This window comes from Aeromonas sp. AE23HZ002T15 (assembly GCF_054165525.2).
In genome coordinates, this window is sequence record NZ_CM201342.1 from 3,628,631 (window position 1) to 3,647,264 (window position 18,634).

19 protein-coding genes are annotated in these 18,634 nt (G+C 58.7%); 10 read left to right on the plus strand and 9 right to left on the minus strand.

Annotated features, from left to right (window positions below; all coding sequences use genetic code 11):
- Positions 1-36 precede the first annotated feature (36 nt).
- Positions 37-1,803: a hypothetical protein gene (locus ACT5M9_RS16980; RefSeq protein ID WP_457980210.1), complete on the plus strand. Its 1,767-nt coding sequence runs from the start codon at positions 37-39 to the stop codon at positions 1,801-1,803.
- Between the two features lie 145 nt (positions 1,804-1,948).
- Here ACT5M9_RS16980 and ACT5M9_RS16985 read toward each other — a convergent pair whose 3' ends face one another.
- On the minus strand, positions 1,949-2,833 hold the full coding sequence (locus ACT5M9_RS16985) for a LysR family transcriptional regulator (protein ID WP_457980209.1): 885 nt from the start codon (positions 2,831-2,833) through the stop codon (positions 1,949-1,951).
- A gap of 109 nt (positions 2,834-2,942) precedes the next feature.
- Between ACT5M9_RS16985 and budA the strand changes: the two genes are divergently transcribed.
- Positions 2,943-3,722 carry an acetolactate decarboxylase gene (gene budA / locus ACT5M9_RS16990; RefSeq protein WP_457980207.1) on the plus strand — a complete coding sequence of 260 codons (780 nt, stop codon included), beginning with the start codon at positions 2,943-2,945 and terminating at the stop codon, positions 3,720-3,722.
- Positions 3,723-3,749: 27 nt separating this feature from the next.
- Positions 3,750-5,420, plus strand: a complete 1,671-nt coding sequence (alsS, locus tag ACT5M9_RS16995; protein ID WP_457980205.1) for an acetolactate synthase AlsS — start codon at positions 3,750-3,752, stop codon at positions 5,418-5,420.
- Positions 5,421-5,522: 102 nt separating this feature from the next.
- Here the strand turns inward: alsS and ACT5M9_RS17000 are convergent, their stop codons facing one another.
- Together ACT5M9_RS17000 and ACT5M9_RS17005 are read right to left on the minus strand one after the other, a co-directional pair.
- Entirely contained in the window at positions 5,523-6,098 is a 576-nt protein-coding gene (locus ACT5M9_RS17000) for a DJ-1 family glyoxalase III (protein ID WP_457980203.1), read from the minus strand.
- A gap of 33 nt (positions 6,099-6,131) precedes the next feature.
- Positions 6,132-7,079: a ketopantoate reductase family protein gene (locus ACT5M9_RS17005; RefSeq protein ID WP_457980201.1), complete on the minus strand. Its 948-nt coding sequence runs from the start codon at positions 7,077-7,079 to the stop codon at positions 6,132-6,134.
- 212 nt (positions 7,080-7,291) lie between these two features.
- Between ACT5M9_RS17005 and ACT5M9_RS17010 the strand changes: the two genes are divergently transcribed.
- On the plus strand, positions 7,292-7,774 hold the full coding sequence (locus tag ACT5M9_RS17010) for a YajQ family cyclic di-GMP-binding protein (RefSeq protein ID WP_010673357.1): 483 nt from the start codon (positions 7,292-7,294) through the stop codon (positions 7,772-7,774).
- A gap of 114 nt (positions 7,775-7,888) precedes the next feature.
- Here the strand turns inward: ACT5M9_RS17010 and ACT5M9_RS17015 are convergent, their stop codons facing one another.
- From ACT5M9_RS17015 to ACT5M9_RS17040, 6 genes are all read right to left on the minus strand, one after another.
- Positions 7,889-8,731 carry a nucleoside-specific channel-forming Tsx family protein gene (locus tag ACT5M9_RS17015; RefSeq protein ID WP_457980199.1) on the minus strand — a complete coding sequence of 281 codons (843 nt, stop codon included), beginning with the start codon at positions 8,729-8,731 and terminating at the stop codon, positions 7,889-7,891.
- A gap of 157 nt (positions 8,732-8,888) precedes the next feature.
- Positions 8,889-10,292 carry an AmpG family muropeptide MFS transporter gene (locus tag ACT5M9_RS17020; protein WP_457980197.1) on the minus strand — a complete coding sequence of 468 codons (1,404 nt, stop codon included), beginning with the start codon at positions 10,290-10,292 and terminating at the stop codon, positions 8,889-8,891.
- 85 nt (positions 10,293-10,377) lie between these two features.
- Positions 10,378-10,671 (minus strand): hypothetical protein, encoded by a 294-nt coding sequence (locus tag ACT5M9_RS17025; RefSeq protein ID WP_457980624.1) that lies wholly within the window; start codon positions 10,669-10,671, stop codon positions 10,378-10,380.
- Between the two features lie 147 nt (positions 10,672-10,818).
- A complete protein-coding gene (locus ACT5M9_RS17030) occupies positions 10,819-11,370 on the minus strand; it encodes a peptidylprolyl isomerase (RefSeq protein ID WP_457980196.1) in 552 nt (183 codons plus the stop codon).
- 15 nt (positions 11,371-11,385) lie between these two features.
- Positions 11,386-11,958 (minus strand): YajG family lipoprotein, encoded by a 573-nt coding sequence (locus ACT5M9_RS17035; RefSeq protein WP_457980194.1) that lies wholly within the window; start codon positions 11,956-11,958, stop codon positions 11,386-11,388.
- A gap of 11 nt (positions 11,959-11,969) precedes the next feature.
- Positions 11,970-13,103 (minus strand): methyltransferase, encoded by a 1,134-nt coding sequence (locus ACT5M9_RS17040; protein ID WP_457980192.1) that lies wholly within the window; start codon positions 13,101-13,103, stop codon positions 11,970-11,972.
- A gap of 208 nt (positions 13,104-13,311) precedes the next feature.
- Here ACT5M9_RS17040 and ACT5M9_RS17045 point away from each other — a divergent pair, with 208 nt between their 5' ends.
- The 6 genes from ACT5M9_RS17045 to nqrE all read left to right on the plus strand — a co-directional run bounded on the left by ACT5M9_RS17045 (position 13,312) and on the right by nqrE (position 18,628).
- Entirely contained in the window at positions 13,312-13,620 is a 309-nt protein-coding gene (locus ACT5M9_RS17045) for a BolA family protein (RefSeq protein ID WP_457980623.1), read from the plus strand.
- Between the two features lie 428 nt (positions 13,621-14,048).
- Complete coding sequence (locus ACT5M9_RS17050) at positions 14,049-15,392, plus strand: Na(+)-translocating NADH-quinone reductase subunit A (RefSeq protein ID WP_457980190.1); 1,344 nt, start codon at positions 14,049-14,051, stop codon at positions 15,390-15,392.
- Between the two features lie 3 nt (positions 15,393-15,395).
- Positions 15,396-16,625 (plus strand): NADH:ubiquinone reductase (Na(+)-transporting) subunit B, encoded by a 1,230-nt coding sequence (locus ACT5M9_RS17055; protein ID WP_438550263.1) that lies wholly within the window; start codon positions 15,396-15,398, stop codon positions 16,623-16,625.
- Positions 16,615-17,403, plus strand: a complete 789-nt coding sequence (locus ACT5M9_RS17060) for a Na(+)-translocating NADH-quinone reductase subunit C (protein ID WP_457980189.1) — start codon at positions 16,615-16,617, stop codon at positions 17,401-17,403. The genes ACT5M9_RS17055 and ACT5M9_RS17060 overlap by 11 nt, the downstream gene beginning before the upstream one ends.
- Positions 17,396-18,028, plus strand: coding sequence for an NADH:ubiquinone reductase (Na(+)-transporting) subunit D (locus ACT5M9_RS17065; RefSeq protein WP_100857978.1), 633 nt, complete (start codon positions 17,396-17,398; stop codon positions 18,026-18,028). The genes ACT5M9_RS17060 and ACT5M9_RS17065 overlap by 8 nt, the downstream gene beginning before the upstream one ends.
- Before the next feature lie 3 nt (positions 18,029-18,031).
- Positions 18,032-18,628 (plus strand): NADH:ubiquinone reductase (Na(+)-transporting) subunit E, encoded by a 597-nt coding sequence (gene nqrE, locus ACT5M9_RS17070; protein ID WP_100857979.1) that lies wholly within the window; start codon positions 18,032-18,034, stop codon positions 18,626-18,628.
- Positions 18,629-18,634: the final 6 nt, after the last annotated feature.

Here is an 18,634-nt window from a genome sequence, read left to right on the forward strand (position 1 = left end):
TTCTCTCACTCCAAGCATCACATCAAGGAGATGTCATTGTTAAGCTATTTTATACCTATCTTAATAAGCATTATCAAGGCCATAGCGTTGCTTTGTTGGTGGTCAGATAACTCTTTGCGCCAGAAGGAAAGGGATGACGCAATTGCTCGATTGAAGGTGAGGAGTAAAACTGCTGATGAGTTATCTGATGCGGATCTGGTTTGGCTGAGAAAGATATATAAACGACGATTTACCGACAGAACTATCTATCAACATGAAGGTCTTTATAACGTACGTGAATTGGCGCCAGGGTGGCGGCAACGGTGGCAGGATACCTGTGTTGGTGATGTGAGGGTGGAGTCCGTTTACTGGCCGCCAGCCACTTACTGCAAGGATTCACCCCGTAGTGTTGTTATCCGGGGTCTTATCTATAAAGATGCGCTCTACGCCGTCAGTGTAGATGGCGCTTTCCTTGTTTCTGAAGTCCGTAAGTCAGAGGAACTGTCCAAACAGTGGGTGCCCAGAGAATTTGATGTTGTCTATCTTGAGGCCTTACATATCATTATTCCTATATTTTCAATATTTACTTTTGTTTCCTCTTTGGAAAATAGTATCCCCACTTTGTTAATATTAATCATCTTAATGCTCAGTATGTTGGGCGGTTATTCATGGATGGTCTTAAGATTGCACCGTTTGTTTGTGCTTGATGGACGCTGCTTGCTCCTGCCAGCTAATAACGTATTTGGTGAAAGGAAAGTTATCAATGGATACCTGGTCAGTGATCCCGCAAAGAAGTTGCAGCCAGGGGAGTGCTATAGACTCCATTGCCAGCGCACTCACCATGAATTATTTTTCTCCCCAGAACGAATAAATAATAAGGAATATGTAGATGGTGCTCAATCCCTACTGTTTGGTTCTCGTCAATTTAACTGTGCTCTGGCATTGTTTTTTTTGATTGCGCATATTGTTTCGCTTCACAATCTATACCAGTCGCCTGCTTACCAAGTCCATGCAGGACTTACAGAATACAATAGGGAAATAGCAATCGATGGAAATAGCTTCTCTGCATTATACGACATTTCACCACAAGATTTTATTCATGTAAGTGGTATACTAGCCATTGCAAATGGGGCCGATGATACAGTTTGTCTTCGTGATAATAGTTCGGTCGACATCGAAGATATAAAAGATTCCGTTCAGCATATCATTGGTATAGATTACAGTGCCAAGTCTGACTTTGAGGGCACGTTATCAGAGCGTTATCCTGAACTTTATGAATACCTTGTAAATATGAAGGCCAGTAAGAAGGTGAGTTGTCCGATCACTATTCGCGTAACTGGAAAAAATAAATATGATTTTGACACATCTCCAGCATTCATCCTTGAATACATTTCAAAATATGTGGTTGATGATCCTGAAGCTTTAGGGAGAAGGATTTATGAAAATTTTTATGGTCCAGCAGAGTTGGTTACGTCATCATCTGCTAAAAGACAAGAAGTAAAAAAAGTAATCAGTCCGATAATTAATCGCGATGTCATTGTTAGTGGTGTTTCACACTATGTTTATGGAGATGTGATTCCAGGCAGATATTCGCTTTCTGGCTTGGTTTTGAATATAGAAAAAAAGCCAGATGGAAGTGTTATTGCTTTTTTGAATGATGAATTCAATCCAACTTCGGAAGAGGAAATTGAGAGTGTTTACTATAAGATATTGATAAGTATCATCTTGGTTTTCACCTATTTCATTACGTTTATGGGGTTCCTGATTGGATGGTTCAGGGCGTCGGGAGAATCTCCCTGCATGCCGTCTTCCAGCTCCACATAATCGCTGATTAGCCAAATTGAGCCGGCAAAATCTAGCATTATGAGCGCCAAGTCCAAGCTGATAGAGGTGTGGTGTCGCTATGAAATCGACAGATCCTGTCTCTAAAGTTCCCCTCTTTAATCATCAAGTTCTGCATGACGTTGAGTCAAGGCTGGCGCGGGATCAGCCCAATCAGATGCTGCAGGCTTTTCTGGCGGGGACGGCGGCGGGTAGCGAGACTGATGCGGGTGGTAAGTGGCTCGGTGGCGATGGGGTGATAGCTGACGCCGTGGGGGTGTAGCTCGCTCACCGAGCGCGGGATGATGGCGACCCCGAAACCGGCCTGCACCATGCCGACGGTGGAGATCACCTGCGGGCTCTGACTGCCGAGGCGGGGGCTGAAGCCGGCCCGTTGGCAGCACTGGGTGATGGCGTCGTGCAGCCCGGGCCCGAGCTCGCGGGGGAACAGGATGAAGGGATCCTGCGCCAGCGCTTCGATGGGGATGGCGCCACTGCCGGCCAGCGGATGGTGCGGTGGGAGGGCGATCAGCATCTCCTCTTCATCGATCAGGTGGTGGGCCAGTGCCGAGCTGCTACTGCAGGGCAGGCGCAGGATGGCGGCATCCAGCTCCTCGCTCACCAGATCGCGCACCAGGTTGGGCATGCTGTTCTCGATGGGGTGCAGGCTGACATCCGGCCAGGCCTGGCGAAAGTCGTGAATGAGTTGCAGCACGCTCGGGTGCAGCACGGTGGAGCCGGCAAAGCCGAGGCGCAGCGAACCCAGCTGGCCGCGAGCGATGCGCCTGGCCTTCTGCATGGCTTGTTCGGTCTGCACCAGTATCCCCTTGGCATCTTGATAGAGGCTCAGCCCAGCCTCTGTCAGCTCCACACTGCGGGTCAGCCGGTGAAACAGCGGCGTGCCCACCTCCTGTTCGAATTTGCGGATCTGCTGGCTGAGCGGCGGCTGGGCCATGCCCAGCGCCTCGGCGGCGCGGGTAAAGCTCTGTTTGTCTGCCACGGCCACCAGGTAGCGCAGGTAACGGAATTCCATATCTGGTACGTCTCGAAGCTGATGGGTTTGGATATTGGTATCAAATTGTGATCTTGGTCACTATTGAATCCTGATTTGCCAACCTAACAGGATTGGAGGTGAAATCCAAATGGAAACCAATTCATCATGTGACTGTGCTATTGAGATAAGCCAGCAGTTTGCTCGCTGGCAGGCTCGCCAAGGGGGTGGCGAGGTCTACCAGAGCTCCCTGATGAGTGCCCTGCTGGCGGGGGTTTACGAGGGGGAGACCACCATGGCCGACCTGCTGCGCCACGGTGACTTTGGCCTGGGGACCTTCAACCGGCTTGATGGCGAGCTTATTGCTTTCGAGCGCCAGATCCACCAGCTCAAGGCTGACGGCTCGGCCCGTCCGGCCAGGGCCGAGCAGAAGACCCCGTTTGCGGTGATGACCCACTTTCGCCCCTGCCTGCAGCGCCGCTTCGATCACCCGCTGAGCCGCGAGGAGATCCATCAGTGGGTGGATCGGTTGGTGGGTACCGACAACGTCTTCGTCGCCTTTCGACTCGACGGCCTGTTCGAGCAGGTACTGGTGCGTACCGTCCCCTGTCAGAGTCCCCCCTACAAGCCCATGCTGGAGGCCATCGAGGCCCAGCCGCTGTTCTCATTCAGCCAGCGGCGCGGCACCCTGGTCGGCTTTCGTTGCCCGCCCTTCGTGCAAGGGATCAACGTGGCCGGCTATCACGAGCACTTCATCACCGAGGATCGCCGGGGCGGCGGCCACATCCTCGACTACGCCATGGGCCACGGCCAGTTGCAGCTGTCGGTGGTGCAACACCTCGACATCGAGCTGCCCCGCAATCCGGCTTTTCAACAGGCCGACCTCAATCCCGCCGATCTGGACCGCGCCATCCGCGCCGCCGAAGGCTGAGCCCTTCGCTTAACAAGGAGTGACATCATGGAAAATCAACACTGGGCCTGTGGGGCCGAACTGGTGGTGCGCCATCTGGAGGCGCAGGGGGTCAAGCAGGTATTCGGCATTCCCGGGGCCAAGATAGACAGGGTGTTCGATGCGCTGGAGGATTCCCCCATCGAGACCATAGTGGTGCGCCACGAAGCGAATGCCGCTTTCATGGCTGCCGCCGTCGGCCGGCTGACCGGCAAGGCTGGGGTGGCTCTGGTGACCTCGGGTCCGGGTTGCGCCAACCTCATCACAGGTCTTGCCACCGCCACCTCGGAAGGGGATGCCATGGTGGCGCTGGGTGGTGCCGTACGGCGGGCCGACGGCCTCAAGCTGACGCACCAGAGCCTGGATACCGTCAGCCTGTGCCGGCCGGTCACCAAGTTCAGCGCCCAGGTGGGCACCGGCTCCGCCCTCTCCGAGGTGATGGCCAACGCCTTTCGCAGCGCCGAGCTGGGGAGGCCCGGGGCGGCCTTCGTCAGCCTGCCGATGGACATCATCAATGAGCCGGCCGATGGCGCCATTCTGGTGCCGAGCGCCATCCCAGAGCCGGGGGCGGCTGACGAGCGTGGCATCGATCGGGCGCTGAGCCTGCTGGCGCAGGCCCGCAAGCCGGTGGTGCTGCTCGGCCTGCTGGCCAGCCGGCCGGAGAATTCCCTCGCGGTGCGCGCCTTCCTCGACAAGAGCCGGTTGCCGGTGACCGGTACCTATCAGGCGGCCGGGGTGGTGGATACCCACCATTTCGACGACTTTGCCGGGCGGGTTGGGCTGTTCAACAACCAGCCGGGGGACAAGCTGCTGCAGGATGCGGATCTGGTGGTCTGCATCGGCTACAGTCCCATCGAGTATGATCCCGTGTTGTGGAACGGCACCGGTGAGCGCCAGCTGCTGCACATCGATGCGCTGCCGGCGGAGATCGACAGCAGCTACTGCCCGGCGGTGGAGCTGGTGGGCTCCATCAGCGCCAACCTAGCGCGGCTGACCAGGATGTTGCACCAGCCGCTGGCGCGGGATCCGGCCATTACCGCGCTGCTTGGCGAGATCCATGCCGAGCGCCATCAGCTCGCCGAACATGCCGGCCGGTTGGGAGGCTCACCCATCCATCCGCTGCGCATCGTCAAGGAGTTGCAGGACATCATAGGGCAGGACATGACCCTGTGCGTGGACATGGGCAGCTTCCACATCTGGATTGCCCGCTACCTCTACAGCTTCCGGGCTCGCCAGGTGCTCATCTCCAACGGCCAGCAGACTATGGGGGTGGCGCTGCCCTGGGCCATCGGGGCCACCATGGTACGACCGGGGGAAAAGATCATCTCTGTGTCCGGCGATGGCAGTTTCATGCAGTCGAGCATGGAACTGGAGACCGCGGTGCGGCTCAAGTCCAACATAGTGCACATCATTTGGGTCGATAACGGCTACAACATGGTAGCGATACAGGAGGAGAAAAAGTACTGCCGCAGCTCAGGAGTGAATTTCGGCCCCATCAACTTCAAGGCCTATGCCGAATCGTTCGGGGCAGCCGGGTTTGCCGTCGCCTGCGCCAAGGATTTGCGACCCACCCTGCGCGCCGCCATGGAGGTGAGCGGACCGGCGGTGGTGTCCATCCCGGTAGATTACAGCGATAACCACCTGCTGATGGAACAGCTCAGACCTCAAATGCTGAGTTGAGTCGATTTTGAGCCGGCGGGCTGCTAAGCGGCCTTCCTAATACAGAGCGCCCCTTGCCAATCGGCAAGGGGCGCTCTGTCATTGCGAGAGGGGGAGGGTTCTCTAGGACGTGAGCGAGGGGGGCATTACCATGGGGTCTGCCACCGCACGGGCAGCCTCGTCACCGCGCAGCATCCGCACGATTTCGAGGGCGAACTCGATGGCGCTGCCGGGGCCCTGGCTGGTGATAAGGCGGTGCGTTTTGTCTATTACCACCCGCTCTGTGCTGAGTTGAGCGCTGGGGAGCTTGGCCTGAAAGCCGGGGTGGCAGGTGACCCGCGCATCCCCCAGCAGATGGTGGTGCTGCAACACCACCACGGGGGCCGCACAAATGGCGGCGCGCCAGCGGCCAAGCAGAGCCTGTTCCTTGAGCAGGTCGATGGCGAGAGGGGTATCGCGAATGGCTTCGCTGCCGGGCAGGCCGCCCGGCACGACGATGGCCTCGAAGTCACGGCTGGCCAGCTCGTCGATATGGCAGTCGGCCACCAGTTGCACCCCGCGGGAGGCGCGGATCTGGCGCTGACCCGCCGGGCAGCAGGAGGCGAGCACCACCTCGATGGCGGCCCGCACCAGGGTATCGATGATGGCGACGGTTTCAATCTCTTCCGAGCCGGGGGCGACCAATACCAAGACGCTCATCGTTCACTCCTTCTTAAATGGTGTTAGCCGGGTTTATTGCTTCTCTCTGATGGCCTGGTAGAGGCCCTGATTGACCGGCACCGCGATGCCGTGCTGTGCAGCCCTGGCCAGCAGGAAACCGGTGATGGCCTCGATCTCTGTCTCGCGCCCCAGCTCCAGATCCTGATACATGGAAGAGTAATTGTCGGCGGTCAGTTCCACCACCATCATGGCCCGGCGCAGCAGTTCCTCCTGGCTGGTGGGTTGGCCTTCCGCCTTCATCACATCCGCCACCTCCACACAGATCTGCTGCAGGGCATCGGTGAAGCGGGGGCCGGCTAGCTCGCCATTCTTGACCTTGTACAGTGCCGTGAGGGGGTTGATGGCGCAGTTGACGGCGAGCTTCTGCCATTGGCGGTTCAGGATCTGCTCATCCCAGCCTGCCTGACCGAGGGCGCGGGCGAGTTCATCCGCCAGATGGGCGTGGGCCTTGGCCGCCTCGTTGACCGGGCCGAGCCAGGTTTCCCCCTTGCCGGTGTGGCGGAACACGAAGTGACCGCCTTGCATGGCACCGTGGCTGGTGACGCCGGCGATGACGGGGTTATGGGGAAAGAGTTGCACCACTTGCTCGGCGACCCCCATGCCATTGTGCAGCAACACTATGGGGATGCCGGCGGCCAGTTTCCCGACCAGCGGGCTCAGGGCCGGGACAACCTGACCTGCCTTGGTCATCACCAGCAGGCGCTTGATCTGGCCAGGCTGGCTGACGAAGCCACGCTCGATGGCGAGCAACTGGGTGTGGCCATCGAGGGAGGTGAAATCGATGCCGGGGTGCAGGGTAGCCCGATGCCGTTCGCGCAGCAGGACGCGGGTCGATTGACCGCTCAGGGTCAGCAGGGAGGCAAACACGCCACCCAGGGCGCCACAGCCCAGCAGGGTCCATTGAGGGGGGAGAGGGTGTCGGCTGGTTTTCAGGTTGTTGTCGCGTAATCCGCTTGGCATGGAGAGGCTCAGTCTGGGTAGGGGTCGCATTCCGATCAACCGGCTACCGGGATAAGGGAGATGTCGCTTGGCGGACACTAACGGGTCTCGCCATTCCTGTGCGGAGGGAATTCTAGCAGAGCCCCTCCATCGAAATCAGCAAATTTGCCCGTTTTCTGGTAGATTTGCGCACCTATAAGCACAACATACAGCACAGCATGAGGAGCCCGGCTATGCCGTCATTCGATATTGTCTCTGAAGTCAAAATGAACGAGGTATTGAACGCCGTCGATAACGCCAATCGTGAACTGGCGACCCGTTTCGATTTTCGTGGGGTGGAAGCCAGCTTCGAACTGAACAAAGAAGAGGTCAAGCTGGAGGCGGATGCCGATTTCCAGCTCAAGCAGATGGTCGAGATCCTGCGCGGGGCCCTGCTCAAGCGTCAGATCGAGAACAGTTCCATGGACGTGGGCGACAGCGTTCACTCCGGCAAGCGCTTCCACCTGACCGTGAAGTTCAAGCAGGGGATCGACAAGGAAGTGGCCAAGAAGCTGGTGAAGCTTATCAAGGACTCCAAGATCAAGGTGCAGGCTGCCATCCAGGGTGACGAGGTGCGCGTCACCGGCAAGAAGCGTGACGACCTGCAGGAGACCATGGCGCTGGTACGCGGGGCCGAGCTGGGCCAGCCGATGCAGTTCCAGAACTTCCGCGACTGATCATGGGTGGGGAGGGCTCTGCCTTCCCCATTTTGCGGCAAAGAATTCGGCGAAAACGCCATAAAAAAACCGGAGCAGCTGCTCCGGTTTTTTGTTTCTGCGAAACCCGTTCGATTAGAACTTGTAGGTAACGGAGAAATAGTGACTGAAGCCAGAACTCTTCCAAGGAGTACCATCGAAGGCGGTAGAACCGTCTTTGGTGCCGTAAGCATCCATGAAGTACTTCAGACCGTAACCGACGGCGTAGCGATCGGAGTGCCAGTAGATGCCGTGGAAGGTAGCCAGTGCATCGCTGGTACGGTCAGCACGCTCATGGGTATCCATGTCGAAGGTGTAATCCAGGTAGCCCTGATAGGAGACGAAGCTACCGTTGCCGAAGGTGTAGAAAGGCTTGAACCAGTTCATGGAGAACTGATAGCCGTTCCAGGAGTTCTCTTCTTCACGGAAGAACTCGTTTTCGTTGGAATAACGAGCATACAGGTTCATGCCAACCTTACCAAACCAAGGCACTTGCACGTCTGCACCCAGACCGATTTGGTTCTCCATTTGGCCATCGGCCATGTTATTCAGGTTGGCAATATACAGCTCTTGTACCGGGCCGAAGGAGAGATCTTTACCGGTCAGCGCATCCAGAGACATACGCGGCGCAAACTTCATGAAGAGGTTTTGGCCGTTGTGCTTGTCGCTGTGCTCGGTATCGAATACATCGAAGATGTCGATGTAACCATACAGATCAAAGATACCGGACCGACCGCCGAATTCCATTTCCAGGTAGGTGTCGTTGTAGTCATCCTGACCGGAAGTAAAGGGACGCTGGTCGATGGTATGCATCAGGTTAAACTGCATCCACTTGTAATCGTTCTTATGGATGTCACCGCTGTAGTCGGCAGCGAAAGCCGGGGTGGCGGATGCAGCCAGCAGACCGGCAGCGATCAGAGTCTTGGTAAATTTGGCCATTTTATTGGTCTCTTGTGTGTTTAGTTGAGGTTTTCCGTAGCCTGCCCACAAGGAGCGGGAGGGATTCTAGCCAAATAATTTCAACGGATAAACAAGAGCCAGGGAACTTTGTCAGGATTTGTGAATCTAATCACCCCCTCATTTAGGCAAACGCTTGCTATTTGTTCGTTTGTGGTGACAAATGCTTGCCCCGTTTGGCAACCATGATGATCAGCACCATCACGGGAACTCCGAGCAGGCTGGTGCCGATGAAGAAGTTGCTGTAGCCAAACAGCTCGACGAAGCGACCGGAAAAGCCCGCAAGCAGCTTGGGCAGCAGCAACATGATTGAGCTGAACAACGCATACTGAGTCGCCGAAAACGCGACGTTGGTCAGGCTCGACAGATAGGTCACGAAGGCGGCGGTGGCGATGCCTGCGCTGAGGTTGTCCAGCGAGATGATCAGGGTCAGCAGCTCCAGGTTATGGCCGACCTCGTTGAGCAGGGCAAACAGCAGATTGGTGCTGGCGGTGAGCACGGCGCCGAGAAACAGGATGCGCAAGGTCCCCAGCCGCATCACCAGCACCCCTCCCAGGGCAGCTCCCACCAGGGTCATGATGACCCCGTACACCTTGGTGATGGTGGCCACCTCCGTCTTGCTGAACTGCAGATCCACATAGAAGCTGTTGGACATCACCCCCATCACCACGTCCGAGATGCGGTAACAGGCGATGAGCCCCAGGATCAGCAGGGCCGAGCCGCCGTAGCGGCGGAAGAAGTCGGCAAAGGGGCACCAGATGGCCTCATAGATCCAGGCCCCCAGGCCAGCCAATGGGGTCGGCCAGCCACGGCCGAGCAGCAGCGCTTTGCGCTCCGCCTGCTGTTCGTTCTGGCGGGCCAGATCGATGTCGGGCTCATGGCAGAACAGGGTGGTGAAGATGCCGAGGGACATGAGCCCCGCCATGCACAGATAGGTGAGCTGCCAGCCGCGATAATCGTAGCCGCTGTTGCTGCCGAGCCAGGCCGCCAGCGCCAGGGCGCCGGCGCCCGCCATGATCATCGCAAGCCGATAACCCGTCATGTAGGAGGCCGCCATGGCCGCCTGCAGCCGCTCGGGGGCGGACTCGATGCGGTAGGCGTCGATGACGATATCCTGGGTGGCCGAGGCAAACGCCACCAGCAGGGCGAAGAGGGCGAGCTGGGCGAGCTGGGTCTTGGGATCGCAGTAAGCCATGCCCACCAGAGCGAGAGCGGTCAGCAACTGGGAGAGCAGCATCCAGCTGCGCCGTCTTCCCAGCAGGCGGGAGAGCAGGGGCAGCGACAGGCGATCGACCAGGGGGGACCACACCCACTTGAAGCCGTAGGCCAGGGCCACCCAGCTCATGTATCCGATGTCGGTCAGGCTGACATCGGCCTCCCGCAACCAGAACGAGAGGGTGCCGAATACCAGCAGCAGTGGCAGGCCGGAGGAGAAGCCCATGGCGAACAGGATGAGTACCCGGGCCTCGAGATAGACGGCGAGGGCATCTCGCCAGCTGGTGAGGCGGCCCGGGTTGCGGCTGGGTGGGCGGAGAGTGTTCAAATGCCTGACTCCTCGGGGAAAAGGTGGCTATTTTGTCAGGTTCGAGGGGGATAGCCAAGGCAAGCCGAGGGGCGTTCTTGATTCCTCAGGGCCGTGAGCCAGCGCAATGAGGCGGGCAGGGGCCCTGTTCGACGAGAAAGTTGGCACAGGCCATCAACTGCAGACGCAGCCAGGGATCGGCACTGATCTGCTGTTCGTCCCATAGATGCAGGCTGTGCAGCAGGTGCCAGAAGACGGATTCACGCTGATTGGCCGGTTGCTTATCGGCGCTGTGGGGCAGGGCTTGCCAGTGGGAGAGCAGTTGCCAGCTCAGGTCTTCCAGCTGTCGGTAGGGAATTTCCCGTGCCAGGAAGTGACGAACCGCCTGGGCCAGCGGCATGGCGTGTTGGGTTATGTAGGTCTGATAGATCACCGGCGCCTCCTTCTTCTCCTCTGGGGATGCCCCCGGAATGGGGGCAAGGCCAGAGTATAGAAAGGGGCGCCGGCGACCTTGGCAGTGATGGGGCAGGATGTGATCCTGTCCGCGTTATTTCTCCGCCAGCAGCACGACTTTCTTCAGGATGATCGGGCTGGTGGGCACATCGTTGGCCCGCAGGATGGAGCTGTAGCCCGTCTGCACCTGAGCCAGCTTGTCCAGCACCTCCATGCCTTGCACCACCTGGCCAAATACGGTGTAACCGGCGCCCGCATTGGCGTTGAGGTTGTCGTTGTCCGCCAGGTTGAAGTAGAACTGGCGGGTGGCGCTGTCGACGGCCTGGGTGCGGGCCATGGCGATGCTGCCACGCTTGTTGGGCAGACCGCCCCTGGACTCGTTCACCACGGGGTCGAAGGTCGGCAGCGGCTGGAACTGTTGGTTGTAGCCCCCGCCCTGCACCACGAAGTTCTGGATCACCCGGTGGAACAGGCTGCCGTCATAGCTGCCGTCCGCCACGTAGCGCAGGAAGTTCTTCACCGTCTGCGGCGCCTGCTTGGGGGCCAGCTCCACGACGATGTTGCCGTGGTTGGTCTCCATTCGTACCTTGGGGCCGGCGAAGGCCAGGGGGGCGATCAGCATGGCCAATAACCAGAGTTTCTTCATCTATCTATCCCTCGCTTAGCTCGGCTGACCCTTGAGATAACCGCGCAGGGCCTCGTCGGCCATGATCTGCTGCAATAAACTGCCAAGCTGTTGGTTCAGGGTGGACTCTAGATCGGCCATGCTCGGCTCACCCGGTTCCTCCTTGCTGGAGGACATGTTGAACTGCTTGGTCAGCTTGCTGCCCTGGAAATCGGCGATCACCTGCAGACTGACCTTGGACTTGGTCACATAGGTGAAGGTCTTCTCTTCCACGGTGACGGCGGCGGTGGAGATGGCCAGGGTCAGGTTGGTGGTGCCGCTGTTACCCACTTCGAGCCCCTGGCTGCGCAGGCCCTCGGCCAGCTTCTCCGCCAGCAGGTTGTTGAGGGGCTGGGCGCTGTTGACCAGCACGGGGGCCTTCTCTTTCTTCTTGATGGAGAAGACATAGGCGGCTTCACGCTTGTCCACCCCTTCCATGGTGATCCGGTTGCCGGAGTAGTACTGCTGGTTGGCGGGGATGATTTGCGGATTGAGCAGGGCGGTCTCCGGCCAGTGGGTGGCGCAACCACCCAGCATCAGGGCGGCCAGCAGCAAGAGTGACTTTTTCATCATGGTTTCCTTTAGCGTTTGATGGCTTTCAAAATAACGAACTTGCTGTTCGATGCAACCACTTGTGCGTTGGCAAACAAGCGCTTGAGTTTGTTGTGATAGTCCAGATGACGGTTGCCTACTATCCAGAGTTCCCCTCCCTGAGGCAACACCCGGTGCGCATCGGTGAACATCTGCCAGGCGATATGGTCGGTGATCGCCTGCAACTGGTGGAAGGGGGGATTGCAGAGGATGCGATCGGCCGCGCCCGTTTCCACCCCATCGAGACAGTTATTGACCAGGAAGTGGGCGCGGGGCAGGGCATCCGGCAGGTTGTGCTGGACGTTCAGCCGCGCCGAGTCCACAGCCATATGGGACTCGTCGATGAAGGTCACCTCCACCTCGCTGTCCCGTGCCAGCAGGGAGAGCCCCAGCACGCCGTTGCCGCAGCCGAGATCGATCACTTTGCGGGCACTGTGGATCGGCAAATTGTCCAGCATGAAGCGGGCGCCGATATCCAGGCTGGTACGAGAAAACACGTTGGCGTGGTTGTGGATCAGCATGTCGCTGCCCTCCAGCGGCCAGGTGGTGGGGAAGGGGTTGGCCATTGCCGGGCGCTCGGAGGCGGGCGTGCAGTGAATGAGGCGGGCCTTCTTCCAGGCGAGGGAGGTGCGGGTCTCGCCCAGGTATTTCTCGAACAGCTTGAGAGTGGAGGAGTGAATGTCCTTCGCCTTGCCCGCCGCCAGGATCCGGGTGGCCGGGGTCACCACCTGACGCAGGGCCAGCAGCTGCTGCTCCAGCAGCGCCTGATATTTGGAAACCTTGATGACCACCAGCGCGGGAGCTTCGGGCAGGGGGGTCAGTGCATCCTGCATGCGGATGGCGTGGGGATCCAGGCCGTTCTCGGCCAGATTCGCGAGAGTCGCCCGCTCGCTGATATGGGAGTCGGTCACGCTGACGGGAGAATGGCCGTGCAGATACGCGGTCAGGGCTCCGAAGCCATCGTTCATGATGATGACGGGGCCGTCGCGCTCGAGGGGCTCTTCGGCCAGGGTGTTGATCAGATACTCGTCTGCCGCATCCCAGGCCTGCAGGGGATCCTGGCTCTGCCGCGGATACCGGTAAAGGGTCAGACGACAATGAGCCGTGTCGAGTAGGGTCAGCATAAGAGAAGGGTCCAAGGTGATGCTTATATATGGCAACGACAGCCGGCGCCGGTCCTGTCGTTGAAGTGGCGCTATTCTAGCGGGGACGCAGAATTTCACCAGCCCGGTGCGTGGAGGATCTGCCCCCGTGGTCGTCGACGCGATTTATCCGGGGTCGGCTCTGGCTTACAATGGCCGCACATCCATCTTGGGAGTTCTTGTCGTGAGCATGCAACAACAGATCGAGGCCAAACTGGCCGCCGCCTTGTCCCCCAGCCACCTGGAGGTGATCAACGAGAGCTACATGCATCGGGTGGCACCGGGTTCGGAGAGCCACTTCAAGGTGATAGTGGTGAGTCAGGCGTTCGAGGGGCAGCGACTGCTGAGTCGCCATCGTCAGGTCAACGGGGTGCTGGCCGAGGAGTTGGCCGGGGCTATTCATGCGCTGGCACTGCATACCTATACCGACGCTGAATGGCAGCAGCGGGAACAGGCGCCCAGCACGCCGAGCTGCGTCAGCAAATCCCCCTTCGCATGACCCATTGACGTTTTCATTACCTAATCCTCGACCAATTAACAAAATTATCACGAGCTGAGCCTGCTGACGGGGTGTAACCTGCCAGCGGGCCAGGATTATTTTTTCTAATCCATCGCCTGCCACCCCAAAAATACCTCCATAGGGTTAGCCAAACAAAAAATCCTTTAAAACCACGGGTTGCAGGGGCGGGGAGGAAATATTCAATGAAGGTTAATTTTGTGATAGCGCGGGGATTTTCCCCATTTGGCGTGGCAGCTGAGTCGCCTAAGGTGGTAAACTCAGGCGCTTTTGAATGATCCTGTATGTTGCTAATTTGTTTGTTTTTTCGACATTTTGTCGCGATATGGACGGGCTCATTCAACAACTCGTCGTGATGTATTTCTCGGCGCTAACCAACCTGTCTTCCCTTAACGGTAGTGCAAGTGAGTATGATTACAATTAAAAGAGGACTGGACATCCCCGTGCTGGGTGCTCCGGAGCAAGTAATCTACGATGGCCCGGCCATCACCCGTGTTGCTACACTCGGCGAAGAGTTCGTGGGGATGCGTCCTACTATGTTCGTCAAAGTAGGTGATCGCGTCATTAAAGGTCAGGAGCTCTTCGAAGATAAGAAGAATCCCGGCGTTAAATTCACGGCCCCTGCCACCGGTGTGGTTTCTGAGATCAACCGTGGTGCCAAGCGTGTTCTGCAATCTGTCGTCATCGATCTCGATGGCTCCGACGAGCAGGTGACCTTTGAACACTTTGCGTCTGCCGAGCTTGCACAGCTCGAGCGCAGCAAGGTGCAGGAGATCCTGGTCGCATCAGGTCAGTGGACCGCACTGCGTACCCGTCCATTCAGCAAGGTGCCGGCCGTGGGTTCCACCCCTCGCGCCATCTTCGTCACCGCCATGGACACTAACCCGCTGGCAGCCAATGCCGAGCTCATCATCAAGGAACAGGCCCAGGCCTTCCTCGATGGTCTGGCCGTGCTGAGCCGATTGACCGATGGCACCGTCCACGTCTGCAAGGGCGAAGCCAGCCTGCCGCACGCCTCCCTGGCGCAGGTCAAGGAAGCCGTCTTCGTCGGTCCGCACCCTGCCGGTCTGCCGGGTACCCACATCCACTTCCTGGACCCGGTCGGTGCCAAGAAGGTACAGTGGCACATCAACTATCAGGATGTGATCGCCTACGGCAAGCTGTTCACCACGGGTCAGATCTTCACCGACAAGGTGATCGCCCTGGCCGGTCCGAACGTGATCAAGCCGCGCCTGCTGCGCACCCGTCTGGGCGCCTGCATCAGCCAGTTGACCAACAACGAGCTGCGTGCGGACGAGAACCGTGTCATCTCCGGTTCCATCCTGAGCGGTGCCAAGGCGGCAGGGGTCCATGACTACCTGGGCCGTTATCACAATCAGGTGAGCGTGCTGGGCGAAGGCCGCGAGAAAGAGTTCCTGGGCTGGGTCAACCCCAGTGCCAACAAGTTCTCCATCACCCGCACCACCCTGGCGCACCTGGTGAAAGGCAAGCTCATCAACTTCACCACCACCACCAACGGCAGTGATCGCTCCATGGTGCCTATCGGCAACTACGAGCGCGTGATGCCGCTCGACATCCTGCCGACCCTGCTGCTGCGGGATCTGATCTCCGGTGACACCGACAACGCCCAGGCGCTCGGCTGTCTGGAGCTGGATGAGGAAGATTTGGCGCTCTGTACCTTCGTCTGCCCCGGCAAGACAGAGTATGGCCCCGTCTTGCGTGAGTGCCTGACCAAGATAGAACTGGAAGGTTAAGCGATGAGTTTCAAGCAACTTCTTGAAAATATGGAACATCACTTCGAGCCGGGCGGCAAGTACGCTAAGTACTATGCCCTGTTCGAGGCGGCGTACACCCTGTTTTATACCCCCGGGTCCGTGACCCGCAATGCCGCCCACGTCCGTGACGCCATCGATCTGAAGCGCATGATGATCATGGTGTGGCTGGCCGTGTTCCCGGCCATGTTCTGGGGCATGTACAACGTCGGCAACCAGTCCATCGCCGCCATCGCCCACCTAGGCAGCGCGGCCGGTGCCGATACCTGGCAATACACCCTCGCCACCCTGCTGGGGGCCTCGTTGGATCCGGCTGTAGCCGGCATCGGCAGCAAGATGCTGATCGGTGCGGCGCACTTCTTCCCGATCTACATCACCGTCTTCATCGTCGGTGGTTTCTGGGAAGTGCTGTTCGCCATGGTGCGCAAGCACGAGATCAACGAAGGCTTCTTCGTGACCTCCATCCTGTTCGCCCTGATAGTGCCGCCCGAGCTGCCCCTGTGGCAAGCCGCCCTCGGCATTACCTTCGGCGTGGTGCTGGCCAAGGAAGTGTTCGGTGGTACCGGCAAGAACTTCCTGAACCCGGCGCTGGCGGGTCGTGCCTTCCTGTTCTTCGCCTACCCGGGTCAGATCTCCGGTGATGCGGTCTGGGTGGCCGTCGATGGCTACTCCGGCGCGACTGCACTGAGCCAGTGGGCCCAGGGCGGCCAGATGGCGCTGATCAACGGTGCCACCGGCGAAGCCATCAGCTGGATGGATGCCTTCCTCGGCAACCTGCCCGGCTCCATCGGTGAAGTCTCCACCCTGATGATCCTCATCGGTGCGGCCATGATCGTCTACATGCGGATCGCCTCCTGGCGCATCATCGCCGGTGTGATGATCGGCATGGTGGCGACCTCATTGTTGTTCAACGTCATCGGTTCCGATACCAACCCCATGTTCAACATGCCGTGGCACTGGCATCTGGTGTTGGGCGGCTTCGCCTTCGGTATGGCCTTCATGGCGACCGATCCAGTCTCCGCCGCCTTTACCAACAAGGGCAAGTGGTGGTACGGCGCCCTCATCGGCGTCATGGTGGTGCTGATCCGGGTCGTGAACCCCGCATTCCCGGAAGGCATGATGTTGGCCATTCTGTTTGCCAACCTGTTTGCCCCCTTGTTTGACCATTTCGTGGCGCAGGCGAACATCAAGCGGAGGATCGCACGTGGCGTTTAATAAAGACTCTACTATCGGCACCCTCACCGTCGTGACCGGTCTGTGCCTGGTCTGTTCCATCGTGGTCTCCGTGGCCGCCGTGGGGCTGCGTCCGGCTCAGCTGGAAAACAAGGCGCTGGACAAGCAAAGCAATATCCTGTCCGTCGCAGGTGTCGATGTCAGCTCGGTGGCCAAGCGTGACCTGGCCCAGTTGTATGGCAATCAGATTGAAGCGCGCCTGGTGGACTTGGCGACCGGTGAATTCGTTGACGGCGACGCCGACAACTTCGACACCAAGGTAGCCGCCAAGGATCCGGCCCAGAGCATTCGTCTGGCTCCGGCCGACGACAAGGCCGGCCTGCGTCAGATCTCCAAGCTGGTTCCCGTGTTCTTTGCCAAGGATGCCGACGGCAAGGTCGACAACATCATCCTGCCGATCTACGGCCAGGGTCTGTGGTCCACCATGTATGCCTTCGTCGCGGTCGCGGCCGACGGTCAGACCATCAAGGGCATCACCTACTATGATCACGGCGAAACCCCGGGTCTGGGCGGTGAGATCGAGAACCCGGCCTGGCGCGAGCTGTTCGTCGGCAAGAAGCTGTTCGATCAGAACGGTCAGCCGGCGCTGCGAGTGATCAAGGGCCATGCTCCGGCTGGTTCCGAGCATGAAATCGATGGCCTGTCCGGTGCAACCCTGACCGGCAATGGCGTACAGCACACCTTCGACTTCTGGATGGGCCCCAAGGGCTTCGGTCCCTTCCTGGCCAAGGTACGTGCAGGAGAAATCAACAATGGCTGACAAGAGCGAAATGAAAAAATTGCTGTTGACGCCTGTGCTCGGCAACAACCCCATCGCACTGCAGGTGCTGGGTGTCTGTTCCGCGCTGGCCGTTACCAGCCAGATGAAGACAGCGTTCGTGATGACGCTGGCCGTTACCGCGGTCACCGCCTTCTCCAACCTGTTCATCTCCTTGATCCGCAACCACATTCCGAACAGCGTGCGGATCATCGCCCAGATGGCGGTGATCGCATCCCTGGTTATCGTGGTTGACCAGGTGCTCAAGGCCTATGCCTATGACATTTCCAAGCAACTGTCGGTGTTCGTCGGCCTCATCATCACCAACTGTATCGTGATGGGTCGTGCCGAAGCCTATGCCATGAAGAGCGCTCCACTGCCCTCCTTCCTGGACGGCATCGGCAACGGTCTGGGCTATGGTGCCGTGCTGCTGGCCGTGGCCACGGTGCGCGAGATCCTGGGCTCCGGCACCTGGTTCGGCATCGAGCTGCTGCCGCTGGTGAACAACGGTGGCTGGTATGTGCCTAACGGCCTGCTGCTGCTGCCGCCGAGTGCATTCTTCATCATTGGTCTGATCATCTGGGGCGTACGCACCAAGGATCCCAAGCAGGTGGAGGCAAAGGATTAAGGTATGGAACACTATCTGAGTCTGTTGATTCGTTCGATCTTCATCGAAAACCTGGCGCTCTCCTTCTTCCTGGGGATGTGTACCTTCTTGGCGGTGTCCAAGAAGGTCAAGACCGCCATGGGTCTGGGTATCGCCGTCATTGTGGTACAGACTGTGGCCGTTCCGGCCAACAACCTGATCTACAACTACGTGCTGAAAGACGGCGCCTTGGTACAGGGCCTGGATCTGAGCTTCCTGAGCTTCATCACCTTCATCGGGGTGATCGCGGCCCTGGTGCAGATCCTGGAGATGGCGCTGGACAAGTATTTCCCCGCGCTCTACAACGCGCTCGGCATCTTCCTGCCGCTCATCACGGTGAACTGCGCCATCTTCGGTGGCGTCTCCTTCATGGTGCAGCGTGACTACAACTTCGTGGAGTCTGTGGTCTATGGGGTTGGCTCGGGTGCCGGTTGGATGCTGGCCATCGTGGCGATGGCGGGGATCCGCGAGAAGATGAAGTACTCCGATGTTCCGGAAGGCCTGCGCGGCCTCGGCATCACCTTCATCACCGCGGGTCTGATGGCGCTGGGCTTCATGTCCTTCTCTGGTATTTCCCTGTAATCGGAA